Raw genomic sequence first — 20,571 nt, forward strand, 5'->3', positions numbered from 1 at the left:
CATGAGCGAAACCAACGTCTCCGTCGCGATGCTGGACCCGGTCGAGGACCGCGGCGGCGTCGCCCAGCCGCTGCTCCAGGTCAACGGCCTGACCAAGCATTTCCCGGTTCGTGGCGGCTTGTTTGCCGCAAAGCGTACCGTGCGTGCGGTTGATAATGTCTCGTTCACCGTCGCAAAGGGCGAGACCGTCGGCATCGTCGGCGAATCCGGCTGCGGAAAATCAACTACCGCGCGGCTGCTCATGCATCTGATGCCGCGCGACACCGGCGACATCATCTATGACGGCATGAGCGTCGGCCAGTCGCTCTCCTTGCGCGAGCTGCGCCGCGGCATGCAGATGGTGTTCCAGGATTCCTACGCCTCGCTCAACCCGCGGCTGACCATCGAGGACTCGATCGCATTCGGCCCGAAGGTGCACGGTATGGCGGACGGCGCCGCGCGCGCGCTGGCGCGCGAGCTGCTCGGGAAGGTGGGCCTTGTCCCTGCAAATTTCGCCAATCGCTACCCCCACGAGATCTCCGGCGGTCAGCGCCAGCGCGTCAACATCGCGCGTGCGCTGGCCCTGTCGCCGCGGCTGGTGATTCTGGACGAAGCGGTCTCCGCGCTCGACAAATCGGTCGAGGCGCAGGTGCTCAATTTGCTTGCCGACCTCAAGAGCGAGTTCGGCCTGACCTATCTCTTCATCAGTCACGATCTCAACGTCGTGCGCTACATCAGCGATCGCGTGCTGGTGATGTATCTCGGCGAGGTCGTCGAGCTCGGCCCGGTCGACCAGGTCTGGGACCAGCCGGCGCATCCCTACACGCGTGCGCTGCTGGCTGCGATGCCTTCCTCCGATCCGGACCGCCGCACCGAGACGCCGCCGATCACGGGCGATCCGCCCAATCCGATCGATCCGCCCTCGGGCTGCCGCTTCCACACCCGTTGCCCGTTTGCGGAGCCGCTCTGCGCAAATGCGACACCAAAACTCACCGCGCTCGATAGAATAGGCCACGAGGCCGCGTGCTACATGGCGATCCCGGGTTCAGGCCATAGCCGCGCGCCGAAGGAGGAAACCGCATGACGAGACCGACGACCAAAGAGATCAAGGCGACGGCACAGGTCGCCGGTGTTCCCGTCGACGACGAGATTGCGACGCGCATCTCCAACTCCATTGGACCGGCCTTCGAGGGCTTTGCGGCCATTGCCGGCACGTTGCCGTTCGACCTCGAGCCCGCGCTGTATCCGATCGCGCAGACGCAGAAGGGGTCGAAATGAGCACCGAGCCGGAATTGATGACGCTCACCGAGGTCGCGCGCGCGATTGCGATGAAGCAAGTGTCCTCACACGAGGTGACGCGCGCGCTGCTGCATCGTATCGCGCAGTGGCAGCCGCACCTCAAGGCCTTCATGTCGATCGAGGCAGAGGCGGCGCTGAAGGCGGCCGAAGCCGCCGACGCCGAACTCGCCAAGGGCGAAGTCCGCGGTCCGTTGCACGGCGTTCCGCTCGCGCACAAGGACATGTATTACGACGCAGGTCACGTCGCGACCTGCGGCTCGCTGATCCGCCGCGATTTCGTTCCGACCGTCACCTCCACCGCCTTGCAGCGGCTGAAGGACGCCGGCCAGGTTCGCCTCGGCACGTTGCATCTGGCCGAGTTCGCCTATGGCCCGACCGGCCATAACGCCCATTATGGTCCGGTTCGCAATCCCTGGAACGTCGCGCACATCACCGGCGGCTCGTCGTCGGGCTCGGGCTCGGCGGTCGCGGCGCGATTGACCTATGCCGCGCTCGGCTCCGACACCGGCGGCTCGATCCGCATGCCCGCGCATTTCTGCGGCGTGACGGGATTGAAGACCACGGTCGGCCGGGTCAGCCGCGCCGGTGCGATGCCGCTGTCGCAGTCGCTCGACACGGTCGGCCCGCTCGCCCGCACCGCCGAGGATTGCGCGCTGCTGCTGGCGCTGATGGCCGGCCCCGATCCCGAGGATTCGACCTGCAGTCATGAGCCGCTGTCTGACTATGTCGGCGCGACCAAGGGCTCGCTGAAGGGCCTCAAGGTCGGCGTCCCCTCGTCCTTCTATGTCGATGATCTCGACGGCGAGGTCGCGCGCGTGCTGGACGAAACCATCGCGGTGCTCAAGCGCGAGGGCGCCGACATCGTCACGGTCGAGCTGCCCGACCAGCGGCAATTGTCCTCGGCAAGCCAGCTCGTGCTTGCAGCCGAAGCCGCCGCCTTCCACAAGCGCTGGATGATCGAGCGGCCGCAGGATTATGGTCCGCAGGTGTTGATGCGGCTTCAGAACGGGCTCGCGGTCCCCGCCATCACCTATCTCGAGGCCATGCGCTGGCGCGGACCGGCGCTCGCTGCGCACAACGCTGCGACATCAGGTGTCGATGCGATCATCGCGCCGGCGTCGCCGGTGCCGGCGCCGACGATCGAGGAGAGCGACGTCGGCGGCGGGCCGAATGCGCCGGCGCTGTTGCAGCGGCTGACGCTGTTCACCCGTCCGGTGAATTACCTCGGCCTGCCGTCGCTCACCGTGCCCTCGGGCTTCACCAAAAATGGTCTTCCGATCGGCATGCAGCTGATCGGCCGCTCGTTCGATGAAGCGACGCTGCTCACAATCGGCGCCGCATTCCAGCGCGCCACCGACTACCACGACAGGCTGCCGAAACTTCCGTCATGACAAAGCTCGTAGAGATCTCAGGCCTCAACATCCGCTTCACCGGCGAGCGCACGGTCTATGCCGCGAACGATCTCAGCCTCTCGCTCGGCGACGGCGAGGTGCTGGGCCTGCTCGGAGAGTCCGGTTCGGGCAAGAGCGTGACTTTGCGTGCACTGATGCGGCTGTTGCCGAAGAAGCGCACGCAGATCACGGGCAAGGTCAACGTCATGGGCCGCGACGTGCTCGCCATGAACGACGAGCAGCTGTCGTCGTTCCGCGGCCAGACCGTGTCGATGATCTTTCAGGAGCCGGCGCTCGCGCTGGATCCGGTCTACACCATCGGCGCGCAGATCGCCGAAAGCGTCGTGCGCCACGAAGGCAAGTCTTATGCGGAGGGCAGGGCGCGCGCACTCGAAATGCTCGATGTCGTGCGCATTCCTTCCGCAAAACGCCGGCTCGATGCCTATCCGCACGAGATGTCCGGCGGCATGCGTCAGCGCGCGATGATCGCGCTGGCGCTCGCGTGTCGTCCGAAGATATTGCTCGCGGACGAACCGACCACCGCGCTTGATGCCACCGTGCAGATCCAGATCCTGCTGCTGCTGCGCGAGCTGCAGCGTGAGTTCGGCATGTCCGTCATCTTTGTCACCCACGACATCGGCGTCGCCGTCGAGATCTGCGACCGGGTCGCGGTTATGTATGCCGGCCAGATCGTGGAGCAGGGCACGCTTCGCGACATCGTCCGCGCGCCGGTGCATCCCTACGCCAAGGGCCTGCTCGCCTCGACCGTCCACGGCGCCAAGCGGGGACAGCGGCTCGAGACCATCCCCGGCACCCCGCCCTCGCTGGGCGAGAGGCCGCACAACTGCTCCTTTGCGCCCCGCTGCGCCGCTGCCCAGCCGCGCTGCCTGGAGCAACTGCCAGGGAGCGTGGAGGTCGGGCCGGGCCGGGCGGCACGATGCGTCCTGGCGGAGCCGGTCACCGCACTGTCCTGATATTTGGACCGCGACCGGAAACCGGGGAACAGCATTCACACCTCGTTCATCCCGGTTCCGCTTCCATGGAACCATTCACGGAGAGGGACCTCACTTATGTACATTTCCAATGAAGGCCTGCTTGTCATCCTGTTCGTCGGCCTGGTGGCGGGTTGGCTGGCCGGCAAGGTGGTGCGCGGAACCGGATTCGGCATCATCGGCGACATCGTGGTCGGCATCGCCGGCGCGCTGGTGGCAAGCTTCCTGTTTCCGAAGCTTGGCATTCACATCGGCACCGGGATGATATCGGAGATCATCTATTCCGCGATCGGCGCGGTCATCCTGCTGCTGGTGGTGCGGCTGGTCCGCGGCGGCGGCCGGTTCTAATGGCGCCCGAGTTCAATTGACCGAACTTTTGACCTCTCCCCGCCCGGGGAGAGGTGACATGTCTGCAAGAAAAAGCCGCAAGTTCGTGAGATTCCGGACTTGCGTGCAGGGCCGGTCGGGGGTGATGTGGGCCATAGGGGTCCCGGGTATTCGACTGCGTTGGGCGATGAGCGCAAACGCGATGTTAATCCGGGTCAATTACTCCTGAATTTGCCTTTGAAATCAGGGACTTTGGCCCCTACCCGAAAGAGATCAGACTGATGGCAGCCGTTCCCGGCGTCCGCCGCTCAGAGCTCGGTGATGCGCTGCGCGCCTGTCGCACGGCGTTTGTCGGCGTCGGCTTGATGAGCTGCATGATCAACCTGCTCTATCTGACCGGATCGATCTTCATGCTGGAGGTCTATGACCGGGTGCTGCCGAGCCGCAGCATTCCGACCCTGGTCGGCCTGATCGTCCTCGCCAGTTTCCTCTACATGGCGCAGGGCGTGCTGGACATGATCCGGAACCGGATCCTGGGCCGGGTCGGCACCGCGCTGGACGAAGCCTTGAACAAGCGGGTGTTCGACACCATCGTGCGCCTGCCGCTGCTGGTCGGCAGCCGCAACGAGGGGCTTCAGCCGCTGCGCGATCTCGACAATGTCCGCTCCTTCCTCGGCGGCATGGGACCGAGCGCGTTCTTCGACCTGCCTTGGCTGCCGCTCTATCTCGCCATCTGCTTCGCCTTCCACGTCATGATCGGCGTCACCGCGCTGGTCGGCGCCGTCATCCTGGTCGGGTTGACGCTGGTCACCGAGTTCATGTCGCGCCAGCCGGCGAAGGACGCGATGGGCCTTGCCGCCCAGCGCAACGATCTCGCCCAGGCCAGCCGCCGCAATGCCGAAGTCATGGTGTCGATGGGCATGGCCGGCCGGATGAACGCGCGCTGGAGCGAGGCCAACGAAAAATATCTCGACGGCAACCAGCGTGCGAGCGACGTCGCCGGCGGTCTCGGCGCGGTCGCAAAAGTGCTGCGCATGATGTTGCAATCGGCCGTGCTCGCGGTCGGCGCCTATCTCGTCATCCATCAGGAGGCGACCGCCGGCATCATCATCGCCGGTTCGATCCTCTCGGCGCGAGCGCTCGCGCCGGTCGACCTCGCGATCGCGCACTGGAAATCCTTTGTCGCGGCACGCCAGAGCTGGCACCGCCTGACCCGCCTTCTCGAGCAGATGCCGGCGCAGACGATGCCGACCCAGTTGCAGGCGCCCACCAGCCGCCTCTCGGTCGAAAGCGTCGCCATGGTGCCGCCGGGCGACCAGCGCCTCATCGTGCAGGACATCACCTTCGCGCTCGAAGCCGGCAATGGCCTCGGCGTGATCGGACCGAGCGGCTCCGGCAAGTCGTCGCTGATCCGCGCGCTGGTCGGCGTCTGGCAGCCGGTCCGCGGCAAGGTGCGGCTCGACGGCGCGGCGCTCGACCAATGGTCGTCGGACATGCTTGGCCGCCATATCGGCTATCTGCCGCAGGACGTCGAATTGTTCGGCGGCACCATCGCGCAGAACATCAGCCGCTTCGATCCCGAGGCCACGTCTGACGGCATCATCGCCGCCGCCAAGGAAGCCGGCGTGCACGAGATGATCATCAAGATGCGCGAGGGCTACAATACCCAGGTCGGCGAGCAGGGCACGGCGCTCTCCGCAGGCCAGGCGCAGCGCGTGGCGCTGGCGCGCGCGCTCTATGGCAATCCGTTCCTGATCGTGCTCGACGAACCCAATTCCAATCTCGACACCGAAGGCGACGAAGCGCTGACCCGCGCCATCCGCGCGGCGCGCGAGCGCGGCGCCATCGTCGTCGTGGTGGCACATCGCCCGATCGGCGTGGAAGCGGTCGATCAGATCCTGGTGCTGCGCGATGGCCGCATGCAGGCCTTCGGGCCGAAGGAACAGGTGCTCGCCCAGGTGCTCCAGCCGCGCGTGACGCCGCCGGCGCCGATCAAGATCGTCAGCGAAGGCGGAGCCAAGGCATGAGCACGATGGCGCTCGGCGGCGCGAAGCCCGCCGCGAAGAAGACCGTACGGCAGTCGATCCGGTTCCACCTCAAGCTCGGGCTTGGAATCGTGCTGGTCCTCCTGGTCGGCCTCGGCGGCTGGGGGTCGACCGTGCAGATCTCGGGCGCGCTGATCGCGCCGGGTCAGATCGTGGTCGAATCCAACGTCAAGAAGGTTCAGCATCCGACCGGCGGCGTCGTCGGCGAGGTGCGTGCTCGCGACGGCGACGTGGTCAAGGCCGGCGACATCGTGGTGCGGCTCGACGACACCGTCACCAAGGCCAACCTCGCCATCGTCACCAAGAATCTCGACGCGGCGCAAGCGCGTGCCGCGCGGCTCCAGGCCGAGCAGCGCGGGATCGACAGGATCGACTACCCGCAAGCGCTGCTCGATCGCGGCAACGATCCCGACGTCAAGGCGCTGCTCTCCGCCGAAACCAAGCTGTTCGACGTTCGCGTCAACGGACGCGCCGGCCAGAAGGCGCAGCTGCGCGAGCGCATCCAGCAGCTCAACGAGGAGATCGAGGGCCTCTCCGCGCAGGAGCGGGCCAAGGACAGGGAGATCTCGCTGGTGCAGCAGGAGCTCGTCGGTGTCCGCGATCTCTATGACAAGCACCTGGTGCAGATCTCCCGCCTGACCACGCTCGAACGCGATAGCGCCCGCCTCAACGGCGAGCGCGCGCAATACATCGCCTCGCGCGCGCAGGCCAAGGGCAAGATCACCGAGACCGAGCTCCAGATCATCCAGGTCGACAAGGACATGGTCAGCGAGGTCTCGAAGGATCTGCGCGAGACCAACGACAAGATCGGCGAAATGATCGAGCGCAAGGTCGCCGCCGAGGACCAGCTTCGCCGCGTCGATATCCGCGCGCCGCAGGACGGCATGGTGCTGCAATCGACTGTGCATACCGTTGGCGGCGTCATCACCGCCGGCGACGCCCTCATGCTGATCGTGCCGCAGGCCGACGATCTCCAGGTCGAGGCCAAGGTCAATCCGGTCGATATCGACAAGCTGCAGATCGGTCAGAAGACGCTGCTGCGCCTCTCCGCCTTCAACCAGCGCACCACGCCCGAGCTCAACGGCGTCGTCAGCCGCGTCTCGCCTGACGTCACCACCGATCAGCGCACCGGCCAGAGCTACTACACCATCCGCGTCTCGCTGTCCGCAGAAGAGGTCGCCAAGCTCGGTGACTCCAGGCTGATCCCCGGCATGCCGGCGGAAGCCTTCGTCCAGACCGGCGACCGCACCATGCTGTCCTATCTCATGAAGCCGCTGCACGACCAGTTCATGCGCGCGTTCCGGGAGAAGTGACGCGCAGAGCGCGTCATCGCCTCCTTTCGTCATTGCGAGCGTAGCGACGCAATCCAGGTTGCCTCCGCGATGAGATTTCTGGATTGCTTCGCTACGCTCGCAATGACGGGCGGCTTCTTTCTTGCTTTAGTTTTCTTGCTATAGTTCGATTCAGCCCCAGCAACCCGGCGTCGAACAATGCAATCCATCCAATCTCCACCCTCCGTCGCCACCGAATCCTTTTCCGACGCTGGCCTCGCCGTCGCCCGCCTCGAAGAGATCTACGAGCGCAACACGAAGTTCCTGCGCGACCGGTTCGAAGCTTACGTCAACGGCGAGGCAATCACGACGCGGGTGCGGGCCTTCTATCCCTTTGTCCGTGTCACCACCGGGACGCATGCGCGGCTGGATTCGCGTCTCGCCTACGGCTTCGTCGCCCGGCCCGGTGTGCACGAAACCAGCGTCACGCGTCCGGACCTGTTCCGGACCTATCTCACCGAGCAGATCGGGCTGTTGATCCAGAACCACGGCGTCCCGGTCGAAATCGGCGAGTCCAGCGAACCGATCCCCGTTCACTTCGCCTACCGCCGCGACATCAACATCGAAGCCGCGATCACCACCAGCGAAAATTCGCCCGTGACGCGGTCGCTGCGCGATGCGTTCGACGTGCCTGATCTGGCCACCATGGACGATGCCATCGCGGACGGCACTTTCGAGCTCCAGCCCGGCGCGCCCGAGCCGCTGTCCCTGTTTCGGGCGGCCCGCGTCGACTACTCGCTGCGCCGGCTCTACCATTACACAGGCACGGACCCCGAATATTTCCAGAACTTCGTGATCTTCACCAACTATCAGTTCTACGTCGACGCCTTCGCGCAACTCTGCCAGCAGCGGCTTCAGGCTGGCGAGGCCGACCTCGATGCCTTCGTCGCTCCAGGCAATGTGATCACGCGCAGCGGTGGCGCGACGACGGGCGTTGCGCCCCCGCGTGCGCCGCAGATGCCGGCCTTCCATCTGGTCGCGCCCGGTTATCGCGGCATCACCCTGATCAACATCGGCACCGGTCCGTCCAACGCGCGCAACGTCACTGACCATGTTGCCGTGCTGCGGCCCCATGCCTGGCTGATGCTCGGCCATTGCGCGGGCCTGCGCAACACGCAGCGGCTCGGCGACTACGTGCTCGCCCATGGCTATGTGCGCGAGGACCATGTGCTCGATCGTGAATTGCCGCTGTGGGTGCCGATCCCGGCGCTCGCGGAGATGCAGGTGGCGCTCGAAGAGGCCGTCGAGGACGTCACCGGGCTCGAAGGTTTCGAGCTCAAGCGCCTGATGCGTACCGGCACCGTCGCCAGCGTCGACAACCGCAATTGGGAAATCAGCGGGCCCGATGTCATTCGCCGCTTGTCGCAATCGCGCGCGGTTGCGCTCGACATGGAATCAGCCGCGATTGCCGCCAACGGCTACCGCTTTCGCGTCCCCTACGGCACGCTGCTGTGCGTCTCCGACAAGCCTCTGCACGGCGAGATCAAGCTCGCAGGCATGGCCAGCGAATTCTACCGCCGCCGCGTCGGCCAGCATCTCGAGATCGGTTTGAAGGCGTTGGAACGGCTCAAGCAGCAGGAATCCGAGCGGCTGCATTCGCGAAAGCTCCGCAGTTTCGCCGAAGTTGCGTTCCAGTAGGCGAAGCATTGCCTTTGCTGCTGACAAGCAGCGGGGTTTTCGGCATTTTCGGCGCGGGGGTCGACCGGGACGACTTGATGCCACTCATGCGCGACAGGGTCATTGGCCATGATCTCGAACGGCTCGCCTTTCGCTTCACCATGCTGAACGACGGCGAGGTCGTGCAGTGCCAGATCAGCGACGCCGCGATGGACGAGCTTGCCGGCATGCAGGGCACCGAGAGCAGCGCGCGGCAGGCCCAGTTCCTGTCGCTGCGCGAGACCATCGAGCGGCTCGCCTCAGACCTCTACGACGAGGCGCCGCGGGTCAGGGGTCATGTGGTGCGGATCTTTACGCGACATTTGCAGCGGTAGATCCGCTCCAGCCCCCGCAATCATGCTCCGGGGCAGTTCATCGGTTGGTCAAGATCTGCTCTTTGCCGGCTTAGCTTCCTGCTGGCAGCCATTTCGATCCAGCGTCAATTCCTCTAAAGCATTCGCTAACCAAGCAATCGTTTCGCCGCAATCTTAAGGCCTGCGAAACCAGACGTTATGCAACTGTGAATTGATGGTCCGTAGAGATTAGGTCACGAAAATGGAGCCTCACGAGTGCTCGCGTGACAAAAGTGATTGTTGGAAGCAACGCGATCCGCGGGCGCGATCATGACGTCAACCCGGACAGGACGCTGCCAAAGAATTGGCGGCTCGCAATTGCGATAGCGATCGGATGCGGGCTTTTGGGCCTTGCGCTCCGCTACGTCGCCCGGAAGCACGCGACCGACGACGCCATTCAACATCTGATCCCCTGGTATGTCTTTGCGCGCGATCACGGAGTCGCCGGGCTGGCCGAAGCCTTTACCAACTACACGCCGCTCTACAGCTACCTCCTGCTGATTGCCGCCCGATTTGATTGGCTGGGCGATCCACTTTCCCTCGTGAAAGCGATCTCGGTAGTCTTCGAGTTGGGCTGCGCGATCGCCGTGGCCCAGATCGTCTGGAGAGCGACAAGGCTGCCATTGCGGGCCTCCCTGGCCTTCTGCGCTGTCTGGCTTGCACCGACGGTGATCTTCAACGGTGCAATGTGGGCGGAGAGTGATTCGATCTGGACCTTCTTCACGCTGGTTTCCGTCGCGCTGTTCATGCGGGACCGAAACGGCATTGCGTCATTTGCGATGGCCTTTTCGGTGAAGGCTCAGGGCGTGTTCCTGGGACCGTTCGTGCTCGGCATGATTCTGCGCCGCAGGATCCACCCGGCATGGCTCGCCACCGTTCCCGGAATCTATGTGGCGCTCGCCATTCCGGTTCTCGTCGCCGGCAGATCCTGGGCTTCCGTGTTCGCGGTCTATTTGGACCAGGCTCACACCTTCAATCGCCTCACCATGAACGCGGCGAATATCTGGGTGCTGGCTGGCGGAATGCCGTACGCAGTCGGAGTCGCCGTCGGCATGGTGCTCGCGGCGGCGAGCGGGCTCGTGTTGTCGATTTTCATCGCGCGCTCTCGACGGATGGGGCCGGAGTTTATTCTGCTGGCCGCATGTGTATCGCTGATGCTCATGCCGTATCTGCTCCCGAAGATGCACGAGCGGTACTTCTACGCATTCGAGGTTGCGTCCATCGCCCTGGCCTGCCTCAATCCGCGCTATGCGCCCTTCGCCGTGATTGCCCAGGTCAACGGCGTATTATCCTATCTGGCGTTTGAAAGCGAAATTGTCCTGGGCGTGCTGCCGGCGGCACTCTGCAACACCATTCTCGTGTACTACCTCGTGCTTGATCTTTGGCGCGGCGAACGTGGATTTCGTTTTCCGAGCCTTGCCTGGCTCGGCTTCATCGTGTCGACCGCGGGACTGTTCGCCTATCTGGTCTTCGAGGGGCCCGGTTTGAACATATCGCCCGTGTACCTGCTCACTACCGGTCTCGTCACAGCTGCGGCGCTGCTGCTCCTGAAAGAGTCGCGTTGCGACCTAGCCGGTCCGGACCAGTTGCCTCAATCCTGAGCGTCCCGCCTCATCCAGCTATCAGCTGTCGAACATGATCACGCTGCGCAGCGTCTTGCCGGCTTTCATGTTGGCAAAACCTTCGTTGATCTCGGAGAGCTTCAGCTTGGCCGAGATCCAGTCTTCCAGGTGCAGCCGGCCGCGCAGGTAGAAATCCACCAGCCGCGGCATGTCGACGCGAAAGTGGTTCGAGCCCATCGATGAGCCCTGGATCCTGCGCTCGCGCAGGAAGTCGAAGCCATGCAGCTCGATCTTCTGGCCGAACGGAATCATGCCGACGATGGTGGCCGTGCCGCCCGAAGCGAGCATGCCGAAGGCCTGCTCGGCGGTCTCCTTGCGGCCGAGCACCTCGAAGGAATGATGCACGCCGCCATTGGTGAGATCGCGCACCTGTTTCACAACGTCGCCGTCTGCGGGGTTGATGATGTCGGTGGCGCCAAGCTTGGTCGCGAGCTGGAGTTTTGCCGGATTGGTGTCGATGGCGATGATGCGGCCGGCGCCCGCGATCTGCGCCCCGTTGATCGCGGCCATGCCGACACCGCCGCACCCGATCACGGCCACCGTCTCGCCGGCCGTCACCTTCGCCGTGTTCACGACCGCGCCGTAACCGGTAATGACGCCGCAGCCGATCAGCGCCGCAAGATCGAGCGGCATCTCCTTGCGGATTTTGACGATCGCGTTCTCGTGCACCAGCATCTGCTCGGCGAAGGACGACAAATTGAGGAACTGATGCAGCTTCTCGGAGCGAGCCCATTGCATCCGATTGGACACCCCCGGCAGCAATTTCACCGTGGTGTCGGTGCAGAGCACCGTGCGGCCCGTCGTGCAATTGTCGCAGGTGCCGCAGAACACGGACAGGCAAGTGACGACATGATCGCCGGGTTTCACGTAAGTCACGTCGGAGCCGACCTGCTCGACGACGCCGGCGGATTCATGCCCGAGCACCGCGGGCAGCGGATGCGGATAAAGGCCTTCCATGAAGTGCAAATCGGAGTGGCAGAGACCTGCGACCGAGGTCCGGATCAGAACCTCGCGCGGGCCGGGCTTCGGCAGGCTGACATCCTCGATGACCAGAGGCTTGTTGACTTCATGGAGGACGGCGGCCTTCATCGAGCACTCCCTGTCGCTTTTTTGCTTTGAACGCGGGTGCAGCCTACGCCGCCAGGACCAGTTCGCCAACCTCGCTGATGCTGCCTGCGCGATCGCCCAGCAGCAGTGCGGCGATCTTCTGCTGCACGGCATTTTCCGTCAGCCGGAACGGATCGCTCGGCAACACCCGGTGATCGATCACCAGCCGCGACAACAACAGCCTTCGCGCATCGCCGCGCATGTCGTGAATACGATGTGCCTCCCAGGCGAGCGCCACGGCACTGGCGACATGATAGAGCAGGCTGGTGGCGCGGCGCGCATCGGCTTCGTTTTCGGATTTGGCCGCGACCTCGCGCGCAAAACCGACCGCGCGATCGGTGAGGGTGTGTAGCCGGTCGCGCCAGGCCTGCGGCACCGAGGGGCTGTCATCGAGGCGGGCGTGCAGATCGGCGGCGAGCGCGGATTCGGCGCCGTGCCGGCCGACCGCGCGCCGGAGCGCATCGATCGCGACGATGTTGCCGGTGCCTTCCCAGACCGAGCCGAGATGCGCGTCGCGGAGCAGGCGGGCGGTCGCGAATTCCTCGATAAAGCCGATGCCGCCGCGCATCTCGAGCGCGTCGCCACAGACCTTTCGCGCATCGCGGGTCGCGCGGAATTTCAAGGTGGGCGTCAGGATGCGCAGCAGTGCGGCTGCATCCTGGCTGCCGGCCTCGGCACGGTCGAGCGCGTCCGCAGTGAGAAAGCTCATCGACAACGCCTGTTCGACCGGCAGCATGATCTTCAGCATCTGGCGCCGGCCCAGCGGCAGGTCGATGATGCGGTTACCGAACACCACGCGGTTCTTGGCGACCGTCATCGCGTCATGGTAGGCGCGGCGCATCAGCGCGGTGGATTTGACGCCGTTTGAAAGCCGCGACGAGTTCACCATCTCGGCCATCTGCACGAAACCGCGGTCGAGCTTGCCGACCGCGTAGGCGATCGCGCCTTCGAGCTTGATTTCACCAGAGGCCATCGAGCGCGTGCCGAGCTTGTCCTTCAGACGCACGATCCGGTAGTGGTTCTGCGAGCCATCGTCGAGAAAGCGCGGCATCAGGAACAGGCCGACTCCGCGCGTGCCGGGGCCGGCGCCTTCGGGGCGCGCCAGCAGCATCACGATCTTTGCGTCGGCGTTCGAGCAGAACCATTTTTCGCCGGTGAGGCGCCAATGGTCGCCTTCCTGCACCGCCGTCGTGGTCAGCGTGCCGACATCGGAGCCGCCTTCCTTCTCGGTCATGAACTGGCCGCCTTGAGTCAGCTTGCTCATGTCGGTCTGGGTCAGGCCGTCGAGATATTTCGCCTTCAGCGGCTCGCTGCCGAAACTCGCGAGCAGCTTGGCGCAGCCGTCGGTGACGTTGATCGGGCAGCCCATGCCGAATTCGGTCTGGTTGAACAGGAAGGTAAAGGCGTGCTTGGCGACGACGGGATATTTGTCCGGCCAGCGCATGATGCCCTTGCGGATCGAGAGCGCGTGGATGCCGAACTCGCCGAAGGCTGCCTTCTCCAGCTCGCGATAGGCCGGGTGGTATTCGATCCACTGCACGTCGCGGCCGAATTTGTCGCGCTGGTGCAGCACCGGTGCGTGCCGGTCGGCGAGCCGCGCGCAATCGTCGAGATGTCCGCCGGCGAGTTCACCCAGGCGATCGAGATGCGGCTCGATGTGACGGAATAGCGTGTCCGGCAGATGAATGCGCAGGAGATCGGTGAGTGCCTGATCGGCGCGGTAGAAATTCATGCCGGTGGTATCGGGAGCCAGCAGTCCGGATGGTGCGGCCGCGACCTGTTTTGGCTGCGCGGGGGCCGGCTGTCGCATGATCGTCCTCTTCGTTTCCACCTTGCGGTCATTTTACGCTGATTTGGCGCTTGCCGCTTGAGATGATGTCGATCATGCTCCAGTCGCGAAAGCGGATAAAGCCGCAAATTGTCAGGGAGGCATGATCGCCGCGTGGGAGCAATTCGCTCTGCGGAATTGTGATCGTCCCGGGTGATTGTCCGTGCGGACCGTGCATAGATCAGCGGCTTCCCGTCTTCGAGAGATCACGTCATGGAACACCCCAAATACAAGATCGCCCTCATCGTCGGCGCCGGCGAAGGCCTGAGCGCCTCGCTGGCGCGGCTGTTGTCCGCCCAGGGCATCCGCGTCGCACTGGCCGCGCGAAAAATCGAGAAGCTCGGCGCGCTCTGCAGCGAGACCGGCGCCAAGGCCTATGCCTGCAACGCCACCGATCCTGATGAGGTCGAGCGCCTGTTCGGCCTGGTCGAACGCGAGATCGGTACGCCCGATTTGGTCGTCTACAACGCCAGCGGCCGCGCGCGCGGGCCGTTCGTCGATCTCGTTCCGGCCGACGTGGCGAACGCCATTGCGGTCAGTGCCTATGGCGGCTTCCTGGTGGCGCAGCAGGCGGCCAGGCGCATGCTGCCGAACCAGCACGGTGCGATCCTGTTCACCGGCGCCTCGGCCAGCGTCAAGGGCTATGCGCAGTCCGCACCGTTCGCGATGGGCAAGTTCGCACTGCGCGGGCTGGCGCAGAGCATGGCGCGCGAATTGTCGCCGCAAGGCATCCATGTCGCGCATTTCGTGATCGATGGCGGCATCAGGAGCGCAGCGCGCGCGGAAGCGCCGGAGAGGCCGGATTCGATGCTCGATCCCGATGCCATCGCAGCGAGCTACTGGAATGTGTTGCAGCAGCCGCGCAGCGCCTGGAGCTGGGAGCTGGAGCTGCGGCCCTGGGTGGAGAAGTTTTGAAGGCGATAAATTCACAACGACCGTCATTGCGAGCGAAGCGAAGCAATCCAGAATGCCTCCACTGAAAAAGGCTGGATTGCTTCGTCGCTTCGCTCCTCGCAATGACGAAAGAGAGGGAGCGGCATGACCACGGAAACCACCATCGATACCGGCACCAATGAACTCCTCTGCGTGATCCGCGATCGCGTCGCCGTCATCACGCTGAACCGGCCCGAGGCGCGCAACTCGCTGTCGGACGCGCTGACTCCGGCGCTGCGCACGATGATCCGCTCCTGCGGCGAGAACCCCGATGTCGGAGCGCTGCTGATCACCGGCGCGGGCGAAGCGTTCTGCGCGGGCGGCAACGTCAAGGGCATGGGTGCGCATCGCGACCCGAAGAAGCTGGAAATGTCCTTTGACGACAAGGTCGCCGATCTCCAGGAGCGGCAGCGCCTGCTCACCGGCGCGCTGGTGTCGGTGCGCAAGCCGACGATCGCGGCGCTGCCGGGGCCGGCGGTCGGCGCGGGGCTCGCCATCGCCATGGCCTGCGACATCCGCATTGCCGCACAGTCGGCCTTCGTGGCCACCGGCTATGCGCGCATTGCGCTCAGCGGCGATTATGGCATCGCGTGGCTGTTGACGCGCCTCGTCGGCACTGCGCGGGCGCGCGAGCTGCTGTTCACCGGCGATCGGGTCGATGCCGCCAGGTGCGAGGCCATCGGCCTCGTCAACCGCGTGGTACCCGACGACAAATTGCAGGCGGAGGCCTTTGCACTGGCAAAATCCCTCGCTGGAGGTCCGCGCCTCGCGCTGCGCTACATGAAGGACAATCTCGACGAGGCCCTGCTGTTCGACTTCGAGACCGCGCGCGACCATGAAGCCGAGCGTCTGGTCCGCCTGACCACGACCGCCGATCACAAGGAAGCGGTGCAGGCGTTCATCGAGAAGCGCAAGGCTGTATTCACGGGGAAGTAGCGGCGAAAAAAATGCCCGGCTCTGGTTTTCACCAAGCCGGGCACGAGTGGTGTCAGGCCGAGGCTGAGGGGCTATCGGCCTGACGGGAAAGCGCGACGAGACGCCAGCTCGCGCAAGGAATGTCTTTCGGTGCGACGGAGATCTCCTTGTCGAAGCGCACCAGCTTCCAGTCGTCAGGATGGTTGACGAAGGCGAAGTCCGATTTGCGTGCGAGCGAGATCATGGCGGCGTTGGAGCGCAGCGTGTCGCCGAACATGTGGTCGGCGCCAAGCGCGGCCGCGCGGCATTCAAGATTCTTCATCAGCACGGTGGCGATGCCGTGGCCCTGCCAGCGGTCGGCAACCGACAGGCCGAATTCAAGCGTCGCGGTTTCGGCATGCAGCGCATAGCGCGCTTCGGCGACGATGGTCTCGAAGCCGTCGACCATCATGGTCGCGACCACGGTGAAACGTTCGCGCTCGCCGATTTGAAGGAATTCGTGCAGCAGGCCCTGCGGCAGTTCGCTGATCGCGCCGAAGAAGCGGTTGTAGCGGGACCGCGTCGAGAGCGAGCGAAAATAATGCTGGAGCTCCTCGGTGTCGCGCGGCTCGACGAAGCGAACGCGCAGCGCCTCGCCGTGTCGCGTGCGCAGCGTGTCCGAATATTGCTTCAGATCTTCCAGGCGAAGGGTGCTCATGACACGCGCCCCCAAGGGGACCAAAGGGAAAAGGGACCGCCGGCGCCCCCACAGTCAGGCGGCGCCGGCCTGGCGGCCAATCAGGCCCGCCAGAAGGGTTTGTCGGCCTCGTAGGCCACATCGCTCCAGGACAGCCCGACGTCCTGAAGGTCGCGCGCGGACCAGTGGGTGAGCTCCCGCCGGGTCCGGTAGCGCTCGTGCCAGACGTGAAGGGTCTCGCCGATCTGATGGATCAGCCCTGGCGCATGATGATTTGTCATCGAATTCTGGGTCAAAGTAGACATTGTCAGCTCCTGGAGCTAAGTTGACCCCTAATATCTGCTTGCGGGTGCATTGCGACAAACGACAATTTGTACTCTTTCGCATGAAATAACGTCATGTATCCTGCTGCCATATGACTGCCAGATTGCCCTCCCTGAACGGATTGCGGGCCTTTGAGGCCGCCGCGCGCCATCTCAGCTTCACGCTGGCGGCGTCCGAGCTGAATGTGACCCAGACCGCGATCAGCCATCAGATCCGCAGGCTCGAGGAGGAGCTCGGCATCCGCCTGTTCGTCCGGCAGAACCGCGCGCTGACGCTGACGCCGGAGGCGCGCGACTATCTGCCGGGCGTCCGCGCCGCCTTCAACGACCTTCGCCTTGCCACCGACCGGCTACTGCGCAAGGACGACGACAAGGTGCTGACCGTCTCGACGCTGGCCTCGCTGGCCGCAAAATGGCTGCTGCCGCGGCTGACCGATTTCCAGGAGCACCATCCCGGCATCGACGTCCGCATCACCACCTCGACCAGCCTCGTGGACTTCCAGCGCGACAATGTCGATGCCGCGATCCGTTACGGGCGCGGCCAGTGGGCGGGTTTGCGCGCCGACTGGCTGATGGCGGACGAGCTGTTTCCGGTGTGCAGCCCGTCTCTGCTGCGCGGTGACAAGCCGCTGCGCTGTCCCGAGGACCTCAAGAGCCACATGCTGCTGCACACCTCCAATGCCAACAGCGACGACTGGCGGCTGTGGTTGACGGCGGCGGGTCAGCCGGCCGACATCGCCAGGCAGCCCGGCATCACCTTCGACATGATCTTCATGACCATCCAGGCCGCGATCGACGGCATCGGCGTCGCGATGGGGCGGACCTCCTACGTCCAGGACGACATCGCCAAGGGCCGGCTCGTCGTTCCCTTCAAGATCGCGCTGCCGGCCGATGCCGGCTTCTATCTGGTCGCGCCGGAGGGTCGCCGCGAGGCGCCGAAGCTCGCGGCATTCCGCGACTGGATGATCGCTGCAACGCAGAATAAAGCTTGAGATCGTGCCGGCGCAGTCCGCGCCACCTGCTACTCGCTACAACTCCACCACGACGTAATCGCTCTCGACTTTCACCGCAATCGTCTCAGCAACGTACGGCCCCTTCACCACGCTCGCACCCGGCTCGACATGGGCCGGGTAGGCCTTGACGCGGAAGCGGCGGGGGTCGCAATAGGACTGGCCGGTGCGGATGTCGAACTCCCAGCCGTGCCAGGGGCAGCGAATGATCTCGCCGAGCTTGGTGTATTCGATCTCGCCCGGATCCTTCGATTGCGCGAGTCCGATCAAAGGTCCCTCGCACAGCGCTGCGCCCTGATGCGGGCAGCGGTTCATCAGGCCGAAATATTCACCCTTGATGTTGAAGATCGCGATCGGCCGTCCGTCGATCTCCAGAAATTTTCGCGTGCCGGGCGGAAACTCATCGACCGCGGCAATCACATGCCGCGCCATCAAGCGATCCCGTACAGCTTCTTCGCATTGCCGAGATAGAAGGCCTCGCGATCATCGTCGTTGACGCCTGCGGGCAGCACGCGCGACGGCTCGTCGTAGTCCCAGTGCGGATAGTCGGTGGCGAACAGCAGCCGATCCCAGCCGATCCACTTGATGACGTCGAACAGATCCTCGCGGCGCTCCGGATCCTCCATCGGCTGCGTCGTCCACCACACCTGCTCGCGGATATATTCCGACGGCGGCCGCTTCACATGCGGCACCTCGCTGCGCAGGCGCTGCCAGACCTTGTCGAGCCGCCACGCCAGCGACGGCGCCCAGCCGAAGCCGGCCTCGATCATCACCATCTTCAATTTCGGGAAGCGCTCGAACACACCCTCCAGCACGAGGCTTGCGAGCGCCGATTGCTGACACTGCGAGTGGCCGACCATTTCCTCGATGTAATAGGAAGGCCAGCCCGACGGCGTGATCGGGTTGCCGCCGAAGCCGAACGCGTGGACGCCGACGGGAAGGCCGGCCTCTTCCGCGGCCTGATAGATCGGCCAGTAGCGACGCTGGCCGAGCGGCTCAACATTGCGGCTGAGCAGCAGCACCTGCACGAAATTCTTGTCGCCGGCGCGCTCGCGGATTTCGGCTGCGGCCGACAGCCCGTCCTCATTGCCGACGACGATGGAGGCCTTCAGCCGCTTGTCCTTGCTGGTCCATTTGTCGATCTGCCAATCGTTGATCGCCGAGCACAAAGCGGCCGAGAGCTCGTGATTGCGGATGCCCTGCCCGGTGTTAAGCGGATTGAGCACGCCGAGCTGCACGTTGTTGGGGTCGAGCAGCTGCTTCTGCATGAAGGACAGCGATGAGCCCTGCGGCCCGCCTTCCGGCGGATAGGCGTCGCGGCGCGAGGCGTTGGGCTGGGCCTTCGGATAGGGCGGACCTTCCATCATGCCCTGATAGGCATGGACGCCGTAGACTTCGAGATGATGCTGCCAGCGTTTGGCCAGATAGGGATAGAGCTCGGCGCGGGTCGCGCGTGCCGGATGGATGTCGCAGTCCGCGATCGCGGCTTTGACGGCCAGTGGGGAAGCGGCTTCGGAGCTTTCGCGGAATTGAATATTCATCGCCTTGCCTCCTTTGGCAGCGGCTAGGTCAGGCGGGGATAGGTCGCATGCGGATTATCGATCATGATCTTGCGCACGAGATCGGGGGTGAGACCTGCGGGCAGCGCCTCCTGGCCGTCGAACTGCCAGTGCGGATAGTCGGTGGAGAATACGACCAATTCGTCCGACTGCATATGATCAAACAGGCGAATTAATGTCGCCTCATCCGGCGGCGCGTCGAATGGCTGCAACGAGAAGCGGATGTTGCTGCGCACAATGTCCAGCGGCGCGCGATCGACCCACGGCGTCTCCATCCGCACCCCGCGCCAGAACTTGTGCAGGCGCCACAGAAAGGGGGAGATCCAGGACACCCCGGATTCCAGCATCACCATTTTCAGCCGCGGATATTTGGCGAACACGCCCTCGACGATCAGGCTGGTGAGCTGGGTCTGGAACGCCTGGGCCTGACCGGCATAATCCTCGATGTGGTAGGACCCCCAGCCGACGGCGGTCGGCGGATTGTGATAGGCGGAACCGGCATGAATGCCGATCGGGAGTTCCAGCCGTTCTGCCGCCTCGTAGATCGGCCAGAGCGCGCGCTTGCCGAGCGGCGTGTCGCCCATCACCAGCATCAGCACCTGCACGAAGCGGCGGTCTTGCGCACAGCGCTCGATCTCGGCGACCGCCTTCTCGACGCTTTGGGTTGGGATCACAATGGAGCCGCGCAGCCGCGGATCGCGATCGAGCCATTCTTTCGCGAGCCAGTCGTTCAGCGCGCGACAGAAGGCGGCCTGCAGATCCTCGGAAAACACCATCTGCACGCCATAGAGCGGATTGCAGATGGCATGCGAGAGCTGAAAGGGATCGAGCACGTGGCGCTGCATGTCCGCCAGGCTCTCGCCCGGCTTGCCGCTTTCGGGGCGCCAGTCGGGCCGCGCCGTGATCGGCGAGTTTTGCGGGTAGGATTGCGAGATGAGATCGACCATGCCGCGTGTCGTCACCTGATCGCGCCAATAGTCGTTCAGGTAGGGCAGCAGGCTGGTCAGATGCGGCACGGCCGGATGCACATCGCAATCCACCCCGCCGGCGATCAGGGACGCCATGACGTGTCCTTCACGTTTCCTCGTCGCGTCGTCTCGCGGGCGGCGCTTGGCCGCTCCGCCTTTGGCCGCCATTCAAGCAGGCCTGCCCGTTGGCTGCAACTCGGCCAACGGCGCTGTCATATGCTAGAAAGGCCGAGCTCGGTTGCGAAGGCATAAGGGGT

General features: G+C 64.5%; 20 protein-coding genes. 13 read left to right on the top strand and 7 right to left on the bottom strand.

The window, feature by feature from the left end:
• Position 1: 1 nt before the first annotated feature.
• The 10 genes from BRA1417_RS0107635 (at position 2) to BRA1417_RS0107680 (ending at position 10,974) form a co-directional block, all read left to right on the top strand.
• Positions 2 to 1,063 carry an ABC transporter ATP-binding protein gene (locus tag BRA1417_RS0107635; protein WP_027515329.1) on the top strand — a complete coding sequence of 354 codons (1,062 nt, stop codon included), beginning with the start codon at positions 2 to 4 and terminating at the stop codon, positions 1,061 to 1,063.
• Positions 1,060 to 1,257: a hypothetical protein gene (locus BRA1417_RS0107640; RefSeq protein ID WP_027515330.1), complete on the top strand. Its 198-nt coding sequence runs from the start codon at positions 1,060 to 1,062 to the stop codon at positions 1,255 to 1,257. The genes BRA1417_RS0107635 and BRA1417_RS0107640 overlap by 4 nt, the downstream gene beginning before the upstream one ends.
• Complete coding sequence (locus tag BRA1417_RS0107645; RefSeq protein ID WP_027515331.1) at positions 1,254 to 2,669, top strand: Asp-tRNA(Asn)/Glu-tRNA(Gln) amidotransferase GatCAB subunit A; 1,416 nt, start codon at positions 1,254 to 1,256, stop codon at positions 2,667 to 2,669. Before BRA1417_RS0107640 ends, BRA1417_RS0107645 begins: the two co-directional genes overlap by 4 nt.
• Entirely contained in the window at positions 2,666 to 3,643 is a 978-nt protein-coding gene (locus BRA1417_RS0107650) for an ABC transporter ATP-binding protein (RefSeq protein ID WP_027515332.1), read from the top strand. The genes BRA1417_RS0107645 and BRA1417_RS0107650 overlap by 4 nt, the downstream gene beginning before the upstream one ends.
• 96 nt (positions 3,644 to 3,739) lie before the next feature.
• The gene (locus tag BRA1417_RS0107655) at positions 3,740 to 4,009 is read left to right on the top strand and encodes a GlsB/YeaQ/YmgE family stress response membrane protein (protein ID WP_027515333.1); all 270 of its coding nucleotides are present in this window, start codon (positions 3,740 to 3,742) and stop codon (positions 4,007 to 4,009) included.
• A 260-nt stretch (positions 4,010 to 4,269) separates the two neighbouring features.
• Positions 4,270 to 6,015 (top strand): type I secretion system permease/ATPase, encoded by a 1,746-nt coding sequence (locus BRA1417_RS0107660; RefSeq protein WP_027515334.1) that lies wholly within the window; start codon positions 4,270 to 4,272, stop codon positions 6,013 to 6,015.
• The gene (locus BRA1417_RS0107665) at positions 6,012 to 7,346 is read left to right on the top strand and encodes an HlyD family type I secretion periplasmic adaptor subunit (RefSeq protein WP_027515335.1); all 1,335 of its coding nucleotides are present in this window, start codon (positions 6,012 to 6,014) and stop codon (positions 7,344 to 7,346) included. Before BRA1417_RS0107660 ends, BRA1417_RS0107665 begins: the two co-directional genes overlap by 4 nt.
• Before the next feature lie 177 nt (positions 7,347 to 7,523).
• Positions 7,524 to 9,002, top strand: a complete 1,479-nt coding sequence (locus BRA1417_RS0107670) for an AMP nucleosidase (RefSeq protein WP_035968381.1) — start codon at positions 7,524 to 7,526, stop codon at positions 9,000 to 9,002.
• A gap of 77 nt (positions 9,003 to 9,079) precedes the next feature.
• Positions 9,080 to 9,355, top strand: a complete 276-nt coding sequence (locus BRA1417_RS0107675; protein ID WP_027515337.1) for a DUF1488 family protein — start codon at positions 9,080 to 9,082, stop codon at positions 9,353 to 9,355.
• A gap of 242 nt (positions 9,356 to 9,597) precedes the next feature.
• Positions 9,598 to 10,974 (top strand): membrane protein, encoded by a 1,377-nt coding sequence (locus tag BRA1417_RS0107680; RefSeq protein ID WP_027515338.1) that lies wholly within the window; start codon positions 9,598 to 9,600, stop codon positions 10,972 to 10,974.
• Between the two features lie 21 nt (positions 10,975 to 10,995).
• Here BRA1417_RS0107680 and BRA1417_RS0107685 read toward each other — a convergent pair whose 3' ends face one another.
• Both BRA1417_RS0107685 and BRA1417_RS0107690 read right to left on the bottom strand, forming a co-directional pair.
• Positions 10,996 to 12,084, bottom strand: a complete 1,089-nt coding sequence (locus tag BRA1417_RS0107685; RefSeq protein ID WP_027515339.1) for a Zn-dependent alcohol dehydrogenase — start codon at positions 12,082 to 12,084, stop codon at positions 10,996 to 10,998.
• A gap of 43 nt (positions 12,085 to 12,127) precedes the next feature.
• The gene (locus BRA1417_RS0107690) at positions 12,128 to 13,912 is read right to left on the bottom strand and encodes an acyl-CoA dehydrogenase family protein (protein ID WP_027515340.1); all 1,785 of its coding nucleotides are present in this window, start codon (positions 13,910 to 13,912) and stop codon (positions 12,128 to 12,130) included.
• Between the two features lie 231 nt (positions 13,913 to 14,143).
• On the opposite strand from BRA1417_RS0107690, the gene BRA1417_RS0107695 reads away from it, so the two are divergent.
• Positions 14,144 to 14,845, top strand: coding sequence for an SDR family NAD(P)-dependent oxidoreductase (locus BRA1417_RS0107695; protein WP_027515341.1), 702 nt, complete (start codon positions 14,144 to 14,146; stop codon positions 14,843 to 14,845).
• 123 nt (positions 14,846 to 14,968) lie between these two features.
• A complete protein-coding gene (locus BRA1417_RS0107700; RefSeq protein WP_027515342.1) occupies positions 14,969 to 15,799 on the top strand; it encodes an enoyl-CoA hydratase in 831 nt (276 codons plus the stop codon).
• 52 nt (positions 15,800 to 15,851) lie between these two features.
• Here the strand turns inward: BRA1417_RS0107700 and BRA1417_RS0107705 are convergent, their stop codons facing one another.
• Positions 15,852 to 16,475 carry a GNAT family N-acetyltransferase gene (locus BRA1417_RS0107705; protein ID WP_027515343.1) on the bottom strand — a complete coding sequence of 208 codons (624 nt, stop codon included), beginning with the start codon at positions 16,473 to 16,475 and terminating at the stop codon, positions 15,852 to 15,854.
• A gap of 80 nt (positions 16,476 to 16,555) precedes the next feature.
• Positions 16,556 to 16,759: a DUF1127 domain-containing protein gene (locus BRA1417_RS0107710; protein WP_027515344.1), complete on the bottom strand. Its 204-nt coding sequence runs from the start codon at positions 16,757 to 16,759 to the stop codon at positions 16,556 to 16,558.
• A gap of 110 nt (positions 16,760 to 16,869) precedes the next feature.
• On the opposite strand from BRA1417_RS0107710, the gene BRA1417_RS0107715 reads away from it, so the two are divergent.
• Complete coding sequence (locus BRA1417_RS0107715; RefSeq protein WP_027515345.1) at positions 16,870 to 17,769, top strand: transcriptional regulator GcvA; 900 nt, start codon at positions 16,870 to 16,872, stop codon at positions 17,767 to 17,769.
• A gap of 36 nt (positions 17,770 to 17,805) precedes the next feature.
• Here BRA1417_RS0107715 and BRA1417_RS0107720 read toward each other — a convergent pair whose 3' ends face one another.
• From BRA1417_RS0107720 to BRA1417_RS0107730, 3 genes are read right to left on the bottom strand one after another with little or no spacing between them, the layout of a single operon-like run.
• Complete coding sequence (locus BRA1417_RS0107720; protein ID WP_027515346.1) at positions 17,806 to 18,219, bottom strand: Rieske (2Fe-2S) protein; 414 nt, start codon at positions 18,217 to 18,219, stop codon at positions 17,806 to 17,808.
• Entirely contained in the window at positions 18,219 to 19,328 is a 1,110-nt protein-coding gene (locus tag BRA1417_RS0107725; RefSeq protein ID WP_027515347.1) for an amidohydrolase family protein, read from the bottom strand. Before BRA1417_RS0107725 ends, BRA1417_RS0107720 begins: the two co-directional genes overlap by 1 nt.
• A 23-nt stretch (positions 19,329 to 19,351) precedes the next feature.
• Positions 19,352 to 20,410: an amidohydrolase family protein gene (locus BRA1417_RS0107730; RefSeq protein WP_027515348.1), complete on the bottom strand. Its 1,059-nt coding sequence runs from the start codon at positions 20,408 to 20,410 to the stop codon at positions 19,352 to 19,354.
• Positions 20,411 to 20,571: the final 161 nt, after the last annotated feature.

It is taken from the genome of Bradyrhizobium sp. WSM1417, assembly GCF_000515415.1.
GTDB lineage: Bacteria > Pseudomonadota > Alphaproteobacteria > Rhizobiales > Xanthobacteraceae > Bradyrhizobium.

Excerpts from the sequence above, each read along its gene's own strand:
- BRA1417_RS0107640 (WP_027515330.1), top strand. The coding sequence starts at position 1,060 with ATGACGAGACCGACGACCAAAGAGATCAAGGCGACGGCACAGGTCGCC.
- BRA1417_RS0107695 (WP_027515341.1), top strand. The coding sequence starts at position 14,144 with ATGGAACACCCCAAATACAAGATCGCCCTCATCGTCGGCGCCGGCGAA.
- BRA1417_RS0107730 (WP_027515348.1), bottom strand. The coding sequence starts at position 20,410 with ATGGCGTCCCTGATCGCCGGCGGGGTGGATTGCGATGTGCATCCGGCC.
- BRA1417_RS0107665 (WP_027515335.1), top strand. The coding sequence starts at position 6,012 with ATGAGCACGATGGCGCTCGGCGGCGCGAAGCCCGCCGCGAAGAAGACC.
- BRA1417_RS0107710 (WP_027515344.1), bottom strand. The coding sequence starts at position 16,759 with ATGTCTACTTTGACCCAGAATTCGATGACAAATCATCATGCGCCAGGG.
- BRA1417_RS0107675 (WP_027515337.1), top strand. The coding sequence starts at position 9,080 with ATGCCACTCATGCGCGACAGGGTCATTGGCCATGATCTCGAACGGCTC.
- BRA1417_RS0107660 (WP_027515334.1), top strand. The coding sequence starts at position 4,270 with ATGGCAGCCGTTCCCGGCGTCCGCCGCTCAGAGCTCGGTGATGCGCTG.
- BRA1417_RS0107705 (WP_027515343.1), bottom strand. The coding sequence starts at position 16,475 with ATGAGCACCCTTCGCCTGGAAGATCTGAAGCAATATTCGGACACGCTG.
- BRA1417_RS0107725 (WP_027515347.1), bottom strand. The coding sequence starts at position 19,328 with ATGAATATTCAATTCCGCGAAAGCTCCGAAGCCGCTTCCCCACTGGCC.
- BRA1417_RS0107655 (WP_027515333.1), top strand. The coding sequence starts at position 3,740 with ATGTACATTTCCAATGAAGGCCTGCTTGTCATCCTGTTCGTCGGCCTG.
- BRA1417_RS0107645 (WP_027515331.1), top strand. The coding sequence starts at position 1,254 with ATGAGCACCGAGCCGGAATTGATGACGCTCACCGAGGTCGCGCGCGCG.
- BRA1417_RS0107715 (WP_027515345.1), top strand. The coding sequence starts at position 16,870 with ATGACTGCCAGATTGCCCTCCCTGAACGGATTGCGGGCCTTTGAGGCC.
- BRA1417_RS0107685 (WP_027515339.1), bottom strand. The coding sequence starts at position 12,084 with ATGAAGGCCGCCGTCCTCCATGAAGTCAACAAGCCTCTGGTCATCGAG.
- BRA1417_RS0107690 (WP_027515340.1), bottom strand. The coding sequence starts at position 13,912 with ATGCGACAGCCGGCCCCCGCGCAGCCAAAACAGGTCGCGGCCGCACCA.
- BRA1417_RS0107700 (WP_027515342.1), top strand. The coding sequence starts at position 14,969 with ATGACCACGGAAACCACCATCGATACCGGCACCAATGAACTCCTCTGC.
- BRA1417_RS0107635 (WP_027515329.1), top strand. The coding sequence starts at position 2 with ATGAGCGAAACCAACGTCTCCGTCGCGATGCTGGACCCGGTCGAGGAC.
- BRA1417_RS0107670 (WP_035968381.1), top strand. The coding sequence starts at position 7,524 with ATGCAATCCATCCAATCTCCACCCTCCGTCGCCACCGAATCCTTTTCC.
- BRA1417_RS0107650 (WP_027515332.1), top strand. The coding sequence starts at position 2,666 with ATGACAAAGCTCGTAGAGATCTCAGGCCTCAACATCCGCTTCACCGGC.
- BRA1417_RS0107720 (WP_027515346.1), bottom strand. The coding sequence starts at position 18,219 with ATGGCGCGGCATGTGATTGCCGCGGTCGATGAGTTTCCGCCCGGCACG.